A 15,310-nucleotide genomic window follows, 5' to 3' on the forward strand; every position below is an offset into this window, starting at 1 on the left:
TCTTTGGGGCAGTTTTTAAAAAATTTCATTATGATAAAAGCAACTATAAAAATTGTTCTCGACAATAAGGCAAGGTCGGATGGTAGTTATGCAGTTTGTCTCAGAGTTCTTAAAAACCGAAAACGCAAGATGATTAGCCTTGGGCTAAAATGTAATAGAGCCAATTTTAATAATGGAATGTTTACAAAGAACCATCCAAACTATCAAGTTGAAAACGAGGTTTTACTAAACATGCAGGCCAGAGCACTAAGGGTAATACGTGAATTTCAAGCAGCAGGAGAAGACTTTACCCTTAGAGAGTTTGAACAGCAATTTAGGCCTCAAGAGGAGACATCTAGCGTTACGATTTATTCCTTTTGGGAAGAGAAAGTTAAAGACCTTGAGATAGCCGGTAAAGCAGGTAATGCTAGAGCATATAGGGATGTCAAAAATTCGTTTTTCAAGTTCAATAATGACAAGGGCATCGGTTTCAAGGAATTAGATACCAAAATGTTGGATAAGTATGAAACCTATCTACGTTCTAAGAATAACACTAATGGCGGTATCTCCTTGAAAATGCGGACCATCAGGGCTCTGTTTAATAGTGCAATAAATAAAGAAGTAGTTTCTATTGAACATTATCCGTTTAAGACCTATAAGATTTCCAAACTAAAGAGTGCTCCAGAGAAGAGAGCTTTGAGCTTGGACGAACTTTCTTTATTCAAAGAACTGAATACGGAAGAGAACCCGCATCTAATCGATGCCAAAAACTATTTTCTTTTTAGCTTCTACACTAGGGGTATGAACTTCATGGATATGCTAAAGTTAAGATGGACAGATGTACGCAATGACCGAATAGTCTACACTAGGTCGAAAACAGGAAAACGTTTTGTTATTAAAATTCTTGAACCGGTCCAAACTATTCTTGACTATTATCGGTCTTTGCCTTCCAATACAAACTATGTGTTTCCTTTACTTTTGAAGGAAAACATGACAGCTATGCAGATAGAGTACAGGAAGGACAAAACGTTGAAGAAGTTCAACAGGGACTTAAAAGAAATAGCTAAAATTCAAGGTATACAAACAAGTATTACCAGTTACGTAGCTAGGCATTCCTATGCAACATTTCTGAAAGAAAAAAATGTGTCGACAGACAAGATTTCTGAATCTATGGGGCACGCAAACCTGCAAGTAACTATGAATTATTTAAAGAGTTTTAGTAACGACGATATTGATAATGCGAACGATAAATTATTAGAATTATGAAAAAAATAACTTTTGGAAGTGGAATAACAGACGAGGTAAAACTGCCAAAACTGTATAACATAGAACAAATAGGTAAAAAGGTTAATGAAAACCGAGAAACAATGTGGGGATTCTTAACTCACTTTGGTATAATTAACGTTAATGGCTATGCTAATAGTTCATGGTTAAAGGGTGGCTTTTGTAAGTCCTACAAGAATAGTAACGGAAGCTACAAAACCTACTTCTATGAAAAAGGTGTTGAGCGTATTTTAGAAAGGTGGAGAGCAAACGCTGGGCAGAACTATCTTCATTAAATTAGAAAAACTGTAATAATAACAAAGGCTAGCCTTAAAACGGGTTGGCCTTTTTTTATATCCGAAAATGAAAAATCAAGTATTAACTAAAATGAAATATTATGCAATTAAGACAAAGTAAAAGAGAGAACGTAAAGTTACGTTTGGGAATTTCTGGACCCAGTGGGTTTGGCAAAACATTTAGTGCCTTACAGCTCGCTTATGGGCTTACGGGAGATTGGTCTAAAATAGGAGTGGTGGATACTGAAAACTCGTCCGTTTCATTGTACTCACACCTTGGTGGATTCAACGTGCTGGACCTTTCCCATCCTTATAGTCCCGAACGATACATTGAAGCCATAGGCGTTTGTGAAAATGCTGGTATGGAAGTCGTTATCATCGATTCCATAACACATGAGTGGAATGGCACAGGTGGTTGTTTACAAATTCATGAGCAGTTAGGAGGTAGGTTCCAAGATTGGGCTAAGGTTACCCCTAGGCATCAAGCATTCATAGACAAAATACTTGCTTCAAAATGCCATGTTATCACAACTACAAGAAGAAAGATAGACTACTCGTTGGATGTTGGGAGCAACGGCAGGGCAAAAGTGGTGAAGCACGGAACAAAAGAAATCACACGTGAGGGTTTTGAGTATGAGTTGACCGTCAACTTTGAGTTGATAAATGACCAACACCTTGCAAAGGTATCAAAAGACCGTACTGGGCTGTTCAATGGGAAACCCGAATTTGTCATTAATTCGGCAACGGGTAAAAAGCTATTGCAATGGTGTCGGGTGGTACCTTTACCCGAAATAACCATAGATAAGCGCATTAATGAATGCCTGTCCGTGTCGGAGTTGATGGACTTGTATAAAAAGCACCCCAACTTTCAGCAGTCGCACCATGCGCAATTCCAGCGGAAGAAAGCCCAATTAGAAGAATTGATTAACCCTAAAAACTTTAGCAGCAATGGAACTAGTGTCAACAACCAATAGACGTACCACTCAACCAACCCTAAAACATTCGCCACAAGTGGTGGGGTTAGAACGGGCAAAGGTACCTACCGACGAGTTACAATTTGAACAAAAGCCTTTTATAGAAGCCAACACGCAGGAAATAGAATTGTTGGAGCTGGGCACGGATTGTATTATACCTGTCTTCTCCAAGGACAATGAGAAAACCATAGCGCACCAAGAGTTTATTGAAGCGGCGCAGGAAAGCGTAGCATCGATGTATTCACAGCATACGATTCTAGAACCTGAAATTAGGGTAAGCCATCAAATAAAAGGGAGAACCCCAGATGCCATACATAAGCCTGCCAAGGAGCTACTGGACCACGAACGTACACAGTATTTTGAGCGGATGGCGTTCATCATCCGTATTCCGTCCGTGGTAGAGACGGTTAACGGGAATAGTCTCTCCTTGATAGTTGGTGGCGTTAGGGCGTACAACCATGAAAATTTGTACACCAAGAAGAGCTTTGAACGTTTTAAGTTCTTTGTGGGGTTTCAAAATATGGTGTGTTGTAATCTTTGCGTTTCAACGGATGGGTTTATGTCGGATATGCGGGTAGGTAGTTTGAATGAACTTCAGAAAAGCATGGTAGAATTGCTTAACTCATACCGAATGGAGCAACACCTTGTCGCGATGCAAGAGCTCCCCAAATACGGTCTCTCAGAGTCCGATTTCGCACAACTGATAGGGAAGTGTAGGTTGTATGGTTATTTGCCTAAGGGTACTCGGCAGGGGCTTCCTGAGTTGTTGTTGAACGATGGACAAATAAGCTCTATTGCCAAGGATTACTATATGGATAAATCTTTTTGCAGGGACCAAGAAGGCAATGTCAATCTTTGGAATGTCTTCAATTTGTTTACCTCAGCAAACAAGTCATCTTACATAGATACGTTCTTGGATAGAAACAGCAATGCTTTCAGCTTTGCATGTGGACTTAAAGATGCCATAAGTGGTGATTCTAACTACTCTTGGTTTTTGAGTTGAGGGAAGCCCCTTCTTTAAAGGGGCTTTTTAATTTATCTAAATCAGCTACCAAGTATAAATATGTATTTCCTTTCTTTTGGAATGTAAGTTTTCCTGAAACTCTATGATGCATTAAATCACATCCTTTAATTTTAAAATGCCTCTGCGCTTCTTTGCTAGATACCCAATTTGAATTATTATCATGACTCATACTTGGGCGTTAGTCTAAAAAAATCACAATAGCTTACACCTTGAGAGGTCTTACCTCTATTGTTAAAATTTATTGAATAACAATTGTCTAACTTAATTGTTTTGAGTCCTAGAACTCTTTAACTTGGACAAGTTATAACTACTACTATGAAGATTAAGAATAAGAAAATAGAATCCATTGTTAATGAGCTTATTGACCAATATGCATATGCAGATAAATCAGAAAGACCGTGGATAATTGGATTTAGTGGTGGAAAAGATTCAACTGTGTTGCTCACTTTAGTGTGGGAAGCTTTAACTAGGATAAAGGAAGAAATGCCTTATCCATACCAGTTAAGAAGACCTGTGTATGTGGTTTGTAATGACACGATGGTTGAAAACCCTATAATTAGTAGTTATGTAGAAGATGTGTTGTTAAAAATAGAAACTGCTGCTAGAGATCAAGGGTTGCCAATTATTGTAAAGAAAACTGTTCCAAATTTAGAAGAATCATTTTGGATTAATGTACTTGGTAAAGGGTATCCTGTTCCAAATAATACATTTAGATGGTGTACGGATAAATTAAAGATTAGACCAACTTCTAACTTTCTCTTGGAGCAAATAGATGAAAAAGGAGAAGCAATTGTTTTACTTGGAACCAGATACGAAGAAAGCGCTACAAGAGAAAGGTCAATGCGGAAGCATGAAGTAAAGGGCAATAGGCTATCAAAACATAATACCACTGCTAATACATATGTTTATGCCCCAATTAAGGAATTAATGCTTGAAGAAGTTTGGTATATCATCAATGCAGTTTCATCACCTTGGGGATTTGACAACTCCATACTTTTTCAAATTTATGCAGATGCAAGTGCAGATGATTATGAATGTCCTACGGTAGTAACGAACAAGGAGCACTCTTCTTGTGGACAAAGTAGATTTGGTTGTTGGACTTGTACTGTAGTTAAGAAGGACAAGTCTATGTCTGCGTTAATAGACAATGGACAACATTGGATGAAACCTTTGTTGGACTTTAGAGATAATCTGGTGGAAGATAGAAATGTTAGTGAAAACAGAATGGCTACCAGAAGAAATGGACAAAGGGCTGTTACGGAAGATGGACATAATCAAGGTAATTATACCCCAGAGTATAGGCATAGGCTACTAAAAGAACTTCTTCAAATTCAAAGGGACGTACAAGAAGAAAGACCTCATGTTACGCTTATTACTAACCAAGAGCTTATAGCAATACAAGTGGTTTGGAATAGAGATATGATATTTGACTACAATGTAGGTAATGCTTACAGAGAAGTATACAACAAAGAAATTAGCACAAATAATATTAAGTCTCTAGATGATACAGAGAAAAGAATATTGAGAGAAATATGCGTTGAGGATATGTCTTACTATCATCTTATAGATAACTTAATTACGCTACAAGAAACCAAAACACTTATGCTATCTAAATATGGTTTACACAATGATGTAGAGAATAGAATAGAAAGCTTTGTGAAAGAAATTGAACAATGAGAATTGATAGAATAACGTTAGAAAACTTTAGAATATATAAGGGACTTAATGAAATAGATTTAAGCCCTAAAAAAGACAAGAATATTAGTCTTATTGCTGGTAAGAATGGTTTTGGGAAAACTACATTTTTAACTTCTTTAATATGGTGTTTCTATGGTAAATTGATGTCTCAAGTAGAAGACAAGTACAAACAAGATATTAGAAATTCTGGTGGTTATGAGGCATATGTCAATTCACTACTGAATAGGGATCTTTTGAAAGAGGAAACGGATGACAAAAAGATATCTGTAGAAATTGAGCTTGAAGATTTACTTATACCATCTATACCATGTAAAACAGTTATTATAAAACGGAAATATGATTTTTCTACTTCAGAGGAAATAGTAACTATTCTGATTGATGGAGATGAAAATGAACTTACAAAATCTGTAGGTTACGAGGTATTTATAAATGACTTTATTTTACCTAGAGAAATAGCTAAATTTTTCTTCTTTGATGCAGAAAAAATAGTATCACTTGCAGAGGCTAAATCTAAAAGTGAATTGCGTAGTTTAAGTAAAGCTTATTCTGAAGTTTTAGGTATTAAGAAGTATGAAGAGCTAAAGAAAAACCTTGAATCTTTGTTAGTTAAATTAAAGAGAAGAGGAGTTTCTGAATTACAACAAGAAAAGCTCACCCAACTACTAGATGAAGAAAGTGAATTAGAGAAGACTATAAGCCATAATCAAGATAAACAGCTTGATATTGATAAACAAGTTACTATACTTAAATCAAAAAGTGATAGCCTTCAAGAAAAATTAATTAGAGAAGGAAACTCAATTACTTTAGATGAATTAAAGGAGTTAAAATTTCGTAGAGATGATTTAAAACAAGAGTCTATTCAAATTAAAAATAGCTTAAAGAAGCTTTTGGATTTGACACCTTTAGTTATTGCTGGTAAACACTTGAATAAGCTTAAAGAGCAGTTAGATTCAGAAAGTAATGTTTTATATGGTGCTTTAAATGACAAGCTATTATCAAAGGAATTAGAAGCATTTTCTAATAGCATATTAAAAAGTTTAAAGGCTTTAGATTTAGAAAAAGCAATTGATTCTAAAGTAAAAAAGACTATTGAAAATTCTCTGGAAGAGAAGTTAAACTCTAGTAAAAGTGATGTATCTGGTAAGGTGTTATTAGAATTTTCAGAAGAAAGATACAGAGAGTTTGAGGCTATTTTGAATAACATCAAAAGTACTTTCTTAAGTCAATTTAATGCTATAGTTAAAGAGGAACGCACTAATAGAGCTTTGTTAAGTAGAACTATAAATAAGATAAAACAAGCTGAGGCGCGTAAAGACAATCATTTAGCTAGACAATTCAGAGATGAAAAAACTGAAACTGATACTTCAATTAATAAGTTTCTTAAAGAAAAGGATGAACTAAATGAAGAGCTAGGTGCTTTGAAATTAAAACTTACATCTCACAAGAAAGTACGAGTTGAATATGAGAAAAACTTCAATCTTGTTGAGACTGATAAAAAGAAGTATGAGGTCACTAAAGTTTTACTAGACAAAATAAATAGTCTAATTGTTAAGATTAAAGAGGAGAAGAAATACTCTCTTCAAAAATCTGTATCACTTGGGTTAAGTAAGCTTATGCATAAGAAGGACTTTATTACCAATGTAAAAGTAAATATTGTAGATGATGTAATGGATATAGATTTACTGGACAAGGATAATAATATCATTGATAAAGATTCCCTATCTAAAGGAGAGCAACAGCTATATGCTACAGCATTACTTAAGGCATTGGTTGATGAATCAGGTATTAGGTTTCCAGTATTTATAGATAGCCCATTGCAGAAGTTTGATAAGTTTCACTCTAAAAATATCATACAAGAGTTTTACCCATCTATTTCTGAACAAGTGGTGCTTTTCCCATTATTAGAAAAAGAGCTGTCTGAAAAAGAGTATGAACTGCTTAAGCCAAACTTAAGCAAGACCTTTTTAATACAGAATAAGTTAGGAGCTTCAACATTAAAAGCTTTACCTGTAAATAGTTTGTTTAAAGAGTTTAAAAAAGAAAAAGATGTTTACACATATTAGAACAAGTAAAGAGAATAGAGATGTAGTTGCTCAACTAACACGTAAGCTTAATTTGGGTACAGAAAATATAATTTCCAGAATAGCATTAACCTATTCTTTATCACAAGATAAAAAGTTGAATATTAAAGATATTCAAAATTCAAGTGGTAAGGAATATAGTAGGTCAGTGCTATTTGGGGATTATTTAGACTACTATCTAGGTATGGTAGCTTTACATTATAACATTCATATTTCTGATAAAGATTTAGGAAAATATGTAAAGCTCCATATTGATGATGGATTGCAGCTTTTAAATGATGAGATTAACTCCAATAGTAATATAGATGGGTTTGATTTTTTAGCTAGAAAAATTGAAACTAGCCTTAATAAAATAATATAAAAACGAATATGAGTTATAATATACAGAGAACCACTTTTAAGGTAAGTGATTTTGTAGGTTGGTTTAAGACAGATTCATTAATTCTTAATCCTAATTTTCAAAGAAGGTCAGTTTGGAATTCCAAATCTAAATCATACCTAATAGATACTATAATTAAAGGATTACCAATTCCTGTTATAATATTAAGGGATGTTAAGACTAATTTAAAAAGTTATATACCTCAAAAAGAAGTTGTAGATGGACAGCAAAGATTGAGAACTGTTATCTCATATGTTTTAAATGAGTTTGATAAAAATGAAGAATTCAAATTAAGTAAAACTCATAATAAAAAATATGGAGGTAAAGATTTTAATAGTCTTCCAGATGAAGCAAAACAAACCATACTTGACTATGAGTTTTTTGTACATGTTCTTCCATCTACTGTAACAAACAGAGAAATTTTAGAAATTTTTTCTCGTATGAATAGTACAGGTGTCAAATTAAATGACCAAGAGTTAAGAAATGCTAGTTACTATGGAGAGTTTAAAAGTTTAGCTTTTAGTTTAGGTAACGAATTTTATGACTATTGGATAAAATGGGGTGTTTTTACTGATAAAAAAATATCTCGTATGGATGAAGTTGAATTTGTAAATGATTTACTTATTCTAGCAATAAATGGGATTGAAAAAAGAACGCCAGTTTCAATAAGTAAATATTATGAAGATTATGATGAAGAGGATTCAATACCAAATAAAGAAGTCATTGTAAAAAGAATAAAGAACATTATGTCCTTTTTAGATGATTCAGTAGGTTCTTTATTTAATAAATCTGAATTTAAGAAAACACCTCTTTTATACTCTCTTTTTGCCAATATATATAAGACAGAATTTGATAAGAATATTAAAGACACTAAGGTGTCCCTTAATAAGAAAAACTTCAAGCAGAAATTTGAAGTCACTTCAAATTTAATTGAAAGTTCAAGAAATGAATGGAAAAATGACAAGGTGGTAACTTCAGTTCCTGAAAAAGTTTACGATGCATTTGCTAGAGGGACAAATGCTAAAGAGAATAGAGAGACTGTATATAGTTTTTTGAATAAACAACTTTTTTAATGGATGCAGTTAGTCTATCAAATAGATTGGAAAGTAACTTCAATAAATTTCTAATAACAGCTACTAGAGTTAAAAAAGTTAGAGAGTCTGATGTTTATTTAGCTAAACGTGACGTAGATACTTTTTATGAAGGCATTTTTTTAAAAACAGTTACTTCTTTTGAATCTTTCGTAGAAGAACTTTTCATTGGTTTATTGTATGAAAAATACGATTTGCCTACGAGAAAAAAAATTCAAAAAATAGCTTTTGAAGACAGAAAAACTGTATTAAATTTTCTTTTATTAAATGGTCAAAAGAAATACTTGGATTTACTACCATTTGATAAGTTAAAGAAAAACTATAAAGTATTCTACAAAGATGAAAATCCCTTTGCAGTTTTAAGTAGTTCTCAAAAAGATATTTTGAATCAAGTTTTTATATTGAGGAATGCTATTGCTCATAACAGTATTACTGCTAATAAAAAATTCAAAAAATTTCTTGAAGATAATCATCCAGCATTGATATCTATCAAAACACCATCTCAATTTCTACAAACATTGAACAACCCAAATCAAACTATGTTTGAAGTATACTTAATTGAGCTTAATTCAATAGCAAATTCTTTTTGTAATTTCAGATGATTTAGCCTCTTAGGGGATTTCATTTTTATCTATTTCTTTTAAATGTAATCTGGGTAATATGAAATCAACCTGAAATAAATCATCTCCATAATCATCAATATCCACATTTGTAAATAATTCACTTAAATAAGAATAAACAGTATTGTTTCTGTTAGATAAGAAAATTAAGCTTTGAATGTGACAAATAACAACTCTGGAGCTATAGTTTATAAGCTTGATTAAATTAGTAGGGTAAATCAAATTACCGTTGTATTCCATATCTTCAGGGAATTCAAGGTCACCATGTGCAAATTTATTTCTTATGTTATAAATTATTCTTATTTCCTCTTTTGGAATGTCTTTTTTGTATTCAATTAATTTCTTCTCTAAAGAACTTTTAAATAAGGCAAAAAACTGTTTTTTTAGTACCTCATATTTTAAAACAGGAAACTTTTTCAAATCTTCAAACTTTTCAACACAAAGATTCACTTTTCCTTTCTTTTTGATTTGACTTTTAGAATACATCTTTGAGAGTAAGCTTTCAAACCCACCCCATATATAATTGAATACAGTTAATTCATTTAAGTAGAGTTGAGTGATTTTGCTTTTAGCAACATCATATTCATAAGCAGGTCTACACCAACCTGCTCCAGTTTTATCAAATCTATTCCAGTTAAAGTCTACACTTTTAATTCCAGATGCTATCATTAGCCAATTATGGACATCCTCATATCCCAATTGATTTATAATTAAAGCTAAATCAGCACTATGCTCTTGAACACATTTGAACTTATCGTATTCAAGCATTCTTATATAAATCAATAAACATATAATGGGAATTGTCAAGATTGCCATTTTCCCATAATTCTTCAAGGTATGCCAAACCACCATTAGCATATTCTTCAATTAAATTAACTACTCTAGAAATTACTTTATTTAGGTCTTCTTGCTCCATATCCTCAAGCTCATTCCAGTCAATCTGTAGGTCATCTGTTTGAGTGAAAATTACCATTAATAGAAAATCTATAAGAGAAGAATCCCTTTTCCATTTACCCATTTCTATAAAATCTTTAGTAAGGTCTCTAGGAGGTAATGGTAATCTTTGATTTTTCTTTATACCCAGCATCATAGCATAAATATAAATTTCATAATAAGGTCCAAATCTGCTATAATCAGCACTTTTGCTTCCTTTTTCAGAAAAGGCATCTAACACAGGTATTCTACTAACTGCGTATCTAGGTCTTTTAAGAAGTAAGTTGTTTCTAAACTCTTGACTATTCATTATTTTCTTCTTTCAATTTTAGTAGTTCTTTCTATCTGTGGTAATTCCTCATCTACTTCATTTAGATATAAGGTTTTAATGGTACTACTTTCAAGTAGCTTTTGCCCTAAATCTGTTAGTTTGCCATCTAGGTCTTTATCATATAAATCTTTAACAAGAATTATACTCTGTGGGAATACATCTGGTATAGCCTCAAAGAAACCTTTATTAAAGGCTTTTCCAAATGCAGATAATGGTGCATCTGCTAATAGAGGATAATTATATTGAGAAGTATTGGCAGAAATAATAGCCATAACTACTGCAAACTTTTTCATTCTCTGGAAGCCTTCAGAAGCTCCAGATACATCATTCCCTAACTCATCTATATAATCTAATGAAATACCACCAGAAGGTGTTTTTTCAAAGCTTAAAACACCACCTTTTATATCATTATACTTGATAAGACTTTCAAAGTGTTCATTAGCGTGACTTTCTAATAGACTTACCATTTTATCAAATACTCTATCTTGAGCCTTATTAGTTGCTTCAACTAAATCTTGACTAATTTCATAGCTTATAGTGAAACCTTCAGGAATATCTTTAGGTCTTAAACTCTCAATTTCTTTACCTGTATTTTTAATTTTAGTTTCAAGTTCTGTTATTGAATTTTTTAACCTCGTGATTCTATTTGAGGCTTGTTCCATTCTTCTTATAGAACCTTTATATTGATTAATAATGACTGAAGCATTATCAGCACCTTCAGATTCTGTCCCAGCAATTAGAATATCCTTTCTACGCGCTTTTAGAGTCTTTAACTCTGAATTGAGTTTATCTAATTTCTTCTTTAATTCTAGTTCTTTTTCTCGTGTTCTTAAAACACTTTGAGGTATAGCTTCAAATTTGTTTAGAAACGGTGACGCATTAATTTGTAGGTTTCCAAAAAAATCTTCTAAATCATTCTTAACAAAATCCTTTTTTGAGTCAGCTTCATTAGGTCTATTCTTTAATTTTAAAAGATAATTATGTGCATCAGAACCTTTTTCAGCAGGTCTATTGCAAACATGACAATGTTCACTTTCTATCATTTGTTGCAATGTCACTGCATCTGGTGAATCTGATGGAAGAATAGTGAAGTAATCATTTGGATTTTCTGTAGCATTCAACAATGCCCTTTTCTCATACCTTTTTTGCCTAAAGTCTTTTATCTTATCTTTAAAGTCAACCACAGATTGCTCAAATCCTAAAGAAATCCAAGAAAACCCACCATCAAAAAACCTACTATTAATTCCCTCTAGAAATTTATCATAATCTTCTTTTACATTTCTTAATACTCTACTTTTTTGAGAAATTTTATCATCTAATTCTTTTCTCTTTTCAGCATTTGCAAAGTTTTGCTCTAGGTCATTTTTCTCTTGTTCAGCATTCTCATAAAGTTCTTTTTGAATATTCAGTTTCTCAACCTCTTGCTCTAATTGGCTTTCAAGGGATTTTTTTAATTCAATAGCGCTATCTAGTCTATCATTATGGTCACTAGTAGATTTGGTCTGCTTGTTTAAGTCATTATAGGCTTTAGTTGAAATGTCCTGTACAATTTTTGCAATATCTTCGTATTTACTAATATTGGTGAGAGTTCTTACCGCATCTTCTATACTAGACTTCTTTGTAAAATCTATCATTTTATCAACTTCTTCTCCTTGGAAGAAAGAATATTGCCTTAAAGTAGGAAGTATAAGTTGGTTTATTACTCTATGTTTTTCTTCAGCATCATAGATAGGCTTATATTTTGGTAATACATGGTCTGTTTTATCAACTTCAACATCGTTTAGGGTGATTTGCCAACTATCAAAATCAGATAATTTTTCTCCAATCCTAGTAGCTACAAATGATTTAACAATCTGAAATTTATATCTACCAGTAGAGTACTCTATTTTAATACCAGTTTCGACAGAATCACCAATTGATGTCTCATTTTTAGCCCTGTCTGATATTATCTTAACAGCAAAGTCTTTTACAGGGTATGTTCTTTTATCATCTGAATTAAGTACAGTATCATAAAATAGCCATAAGAAGGCATTAAAAAATTTTGATTTACCTGCACCATTGTCTGCTACTACAATATTAACTCCTTCCTCAAATTCATACCTTGTAGTGTCATAATCACCATAGTAGTTAAAGAAGTTTTTGAATGAAATACTATTTATTATTGACGCCATTATTATCCTATGTTATGTACTTTTTTAATCTTTTTGTAAATCATTGAGCTGTTCAAATGATTATCGTTTTCATTTATAATAACAGATAGAACTTCAATAATTTTCTTAGAGTATGGCGCGTTCGTACTTAACCCCTCAAGGTCGTTTGCCTTGATATCATATTTTTCCATCAAACCAGGGTCTGATAGAATTTCCTTTAGTATGTCATTTCTTTCCATATTATAAATCGTTAATTATGGTATCTAAATCTAGGTTGTATTTTCTACAAACATTAAGTAGTGTCACTTTAGAATCATAAAAATTCATTGACAAGCTTGAAAAGTAAGCAACTCTATTTAATTCATTACGCACCAAGCTTTTTTCGATACTGAAGAGTTCATCTGTATGAGATTCTAGTTTAGGAATTACCACCATATCATAGATTGTAGAATAGACTTTGTCTTTATGCTTTCTTAAAAGTCTCCCTCTTCTTTGTATGAATTGTCTTGGGTTGCCAGTGCTACTTGCAAAAATGCCCACTTCTGCTCTAGGAATATCAACCCCTTCATCTAACATTTTCATTGCAAATAATATTTCTATCTTTCCATCTTCAAAACCTTTCAGTATATCATTTAAATCTTGGTCTTCAGAAGTATAGGAGTTCATTTTTATTTCAGGGAAATCTTTATGTACACTTTTTAAATATTCATTTAATATTTTAGTTGATTCCCCTTGTTCATTATTTGTGTAACCTTCTGGAATGTAAGCGAAGACAAATTTATCCTTATTAGTCTTCTTTAATTCTTCAACTATAGAACTAAATAAGTTAATTTTATTATGAGCCTTATGTATAATATTCTTTCTTTTCAACAATAGAATTTCCACCATAGGGTCATCTTTAAAAACCCCGTTCTTAAAGTCAAAATATTTTAATAAGCGTTTGGAAATAGCAGAATACTCTTCAAATTCTTCTTCTGTTAATTCGACAATTAATGGGTAATATTTATAACCGGTTAAAAAGCCAAATTCCATAGCTTTTTCCATACTAAAATTATAAGTATATGGAGGGGCATCATTAAAAAACTGGTCTATTGCCATGGTTCCTTCTGGGTCATAAATTCTTTTAGGTGTTGCTGATAAACCAATTTTTCTAGTAACATTAAGATTGGATAGTTTACTCTTAATATTATTAGCTCCCATATTGTGTGCTTCATCGGCAATTAGAAGAAATTCCGATTGGATTTTTCTGTAAAGATTTTGAAACCTGTCTAATGTGAAGCTCCCATATGTGGAAATTATTACTAAATTATCTTTTAGTCCCCAAGAGTAATTACTACAGTAATTTGCAAAGTCTTTTTCCCATTTATTTCCTCCACCAACTTTTAAAATATTACGAAAATTGAAGGATTTCACTTCCTCTTCCCATTGATTTAATAGAGCTATAGAAGGTACTAGAATTATAGCTCTATAGTTTCCCTCATCAGAAAATATATTTAATAAACAATTTAACGACGTAATTGTTTTGCCTGTTCCAGTGGCCATGGCAAAAACACCGGAGTAATTATTTTTTTTCCAAGCAATGTATGCATCCTTTTGATAGTCCCTAGGTCCTTGAACAAATGGAAATTTAGGTGTATAATTTAATTCATTTACTTTATCTCTAAAACGTCTTTTCTTTTCGTCTAAAATGTTTTTTACCTTGGAACTGTAAAGATTAGGCACAAGTTTCAGAGAATCATCAAGTAAATCACCTATATCTTTGTCTCTACCTATTGCGTTAATAACTCTTTCAATTTCATCTTTTTTTATATAGTTGTAACTTGGATGTTTTTTATTAATAATGGAATCAAACTCATCTTTATCTTCTTCAATGATTGCTTTCGCAACTTCACCTGTCCACGGTGCATTTACCTGAAAACTTTCTGAATTTTTTACTAAGGCTGCTAATGTAAAGTTGATACTTCCTTCGGTACTGATGTATGTCTCACCATCAAACAATAACATCTTTTTTCTATGTGCTAAATAGCTGCCGTTAAATTTGACAGGTACAATTACTAGTCTATTGTTACTAAGTAAATATTTCAAACAGTCAAAAAAGTGTTTTCCTTCTGGGCTTAAGTTACTCTCTAATTGGGCTAAGTCACCAAAAATATCTAGGACTTTATCCTCGTTACTTATGGCAATGTTATTAATTAAGTTTTGAAAATCTAACTCATTGTATATGTGATTTGTAACTAACCGCATTACACCACCATTATAGATGAATTCAGCAAAACTATGTGATAAGACTTTTATAGCATTTGAACTGAAGTATCCCAATAGTAAATCTATTGTTTGTGCGATAGGAAATGCTTCTTCATAAAATTTAAGCGGAATGTGTTCAGAATCAGAACTATACTTGTATGTGCGAGGAAATTGCACAGTATTCCTGAAAGTTTTGGTCATTAATATGTGTTTAGTATTGGTCTGAAGGGGGAGAGTAAATATAAAA

At 32.4% G+C, this 15,310-nt stretch carries 15 protein-coding genes; 9 read left to right on the forward strand and 6 right to left on the reverse strand.

What is annotated here, in order from left to right; genetic code table 11:
* Positions 1-30 precede the first annotated feature (30 nt).
* The 4 genes from HCO57_RS01790 (at position 31) to HCO57_RS01805 (ending at position 3,515) form a co-directional block, all read left to right on the forward strand.
* A complete protein-coding gene (locus tag HCO57_RS01790) occupies positions 31-1,245 on the forward strand; it encodes a site-specific integrase (RefSeq protein WP_167987576.1) in 1,215 nt (404 codons plus the stop codon).
* The gene (locus HCO57_RS01795; protein WP_167987577.1) at positions 1,242-1,538 is read left to right on the forward strand and encodes a hypothetical protein; all 297 of its coding nucleotides are present in this window, start codon (positions 1,242-1,244) and stop codon (positions 1,536-1,538) included. The genes HCO57_RS01790 and HCO57_RS01795 overlap by 4 nt, the downstream gene beginning before the upstream one ends.
* Before the next feature lie 101 nt (positions 1,539-1,639).
* Positions 1,640-2,512: an AAA family ATPase gene (locus HCO57_RS01800; protein WP_167987578.1), complete on the forward strand. Its 873-nt coding sequence runs from the start codon at positions 1,640-1,642 to the stop codon at positions 2,510-2,512.
* Positions 2,487-3,515, forward strand: coding sequence for a DUF3871 family protein (locus tag HCO57_RS01805; protein ID WP_167987579.1), 1,029 nt, complete (start codon positions 2,487-2,489; stop codon positions 3,513-3,515). Before HCO57_RS01800 ends, HCO57_RS01805 begins: the two co-directional genes overlap by 26 nt.
* Here HCO57_RS01805 and HCO57_RS01810 read toward each other — a convergent pair.
* Positions 3,490-3,705 (reverse strand): hypothetical protein, encoded by a 216-nt coding sequence (locus HCO57_RS01810; protein ID WP_167987580.1) that lies wholly within the window; start codon positions 3,703-3,705, stop codon positions 3,490-3,492. The genes HCO57_RS01805 and HCO57_RS01810 overlap by 26 nt on opposite strands.
* Positions 3,706-3,851: 146 nt before the next feature.
* Between HCO57_RS01810 and dndC the strand changes: the two genes are divergently transcribed.
* Genes dndC through HCO57_RS01835 form a run of 5 tightly spaced genes read left to right on the forward strand, consistent with a single transcriptional unit; the run spans position 3,852 to position 9,387 of the window.
* Complete coding sequence (gene dndC, locus HCO57_RS01815; RefSeq protein WP_209065952.1) at positions 3,852-5,213, forward strand: DNA phosphorothioation system sulfurtransferase DndC; 1,362 nt, start codon at positions 3,852-3,854, stop codon at positions 5,211-5,213.
* Entirely contained in the window at positions 5,210-7,297 is a 2,088-nt protein-coding gene (gene dndD / locus HCO57_RS01820) for a DNA sulfur modification protein DndD (protein WP_167987581.1), read from the forward strand. Before dndC ends, dndD begins: the two co-directional genes overlap by 4 nt.
* Positions 7,281-7,676, forward strand: coding sequence for a DndE family protein (locus HCO57_RS01825; RefSeq protein ID WP_167987582.1), 396 nt, complete (start codon positions 7,281-7,283; stop codon positions 7,674-7,676). The genes dndD and HCO57_RS01825 overlap by 17 nt, the downstream gene beginning before the upstream one ends.
* An 8-nt stretch (positions 7,677-7,684) precedes the next feature.
* Positions 7,685-8,767 carry a DUF262 domain-containing protein gene (locus HCO57_RS01830; protein WP_167987583.1) on the forward strand — a complete coding sequence of 361 codons (1,083 nt, stop codon included), beginning with the start codon at positions 7,685-7,687 and terminating at the stop codon, positions 8,765-8,767.
* Positions 8,767-9,387, forward strand: coding sequence for a hypothetical protein (locus HCO57_RS01835; RefSeq protein WP_167987584.1), 621 nt, complete (start codon positions 8,767-8,769; stop codon positions 9,385-9,387). The genes HCO57_RS01830 and HCO57_RS01835 overlap by 1 nt, the downstream gene beginning before the upstream one ends.
* 9 nt (positions 9,388-9,396) lie before the next feature.
* Here the strand turns inward: HCO57_RS01835 and HCO57_RS01840 are convergent, their stop codons facing one another.
* From HCO57_RS01840 to HCO57_RS01860, 5 genes are read right to left on the reverse strand one after another with little or no spacing between them, the layout of a single operon-like run.
* On the reverse strand, positions 9,397-10,173 hold the full coding sequence (locus HCO57_RS01840) for a hypothetical protein (RefSeq protein ID WP_167987585.1): 777 nt from the start codon (positions 10,171-10,173) through the stop codon (positions 9,397-9,399).
* Positions 10,166-10,648: a hypothetical protein gene (locus HCO57_RS01845; RefSeq protein WP_167987586.1), complete on the reverse strand. Its 483-nt coding sequence runs from the start codon at positions 10,646-10,648 to the stop codon at positions 10,166-10,168. Before HCO57_RS01845 ends, HCO57_RS01840 begins: the two co-directional genes overlap by 8 nt.
* Entirely contained in the window at positions 10,648-12,840 is a 2,193-nt protein-coding gene (locus HCO57_RS01850; protein WP_167987587.1) for an ATP-binding protein, read from the reverse strand. Before HCO57_RS01850 ends, HCO57_RS01845 begins: the two co-directional genes overlap by 1 nt.
* 2 nt (positions 12,841-12,842) lie before the next feature.
* Entirely contained in the window at positions 12,843-13,058 is a 216-nt protein-coding gene (locus HCO57_RS01855) for a hypothetical protein (RefSeq protein ID WP_167987588.1), read from the reverse strand.
* A gap of 1 nt (position 13,059) precedes the next feature.
* Positions 13,060-15,264, reverse strand: a complete 2,205-nt coding sequence (locus HCO57_RS01860) for a DEAD/DEAH box helicase family protein (protein WP_167987589.1) — start codon at positions 15,262-15,264, stop codon at positions 13,060-13,062.
* Positions 15,265-15,310 lie beyond the last annotated feature (46 nt).

This window comes from Croceivirga sp. JEA036, from assembly GCF_011882165.1.
Lineage (GTDB): Bacteria > Bacteroidota > Bacteroidia > Flavobacteriales > Flavobacteriaceae > Croceivirga.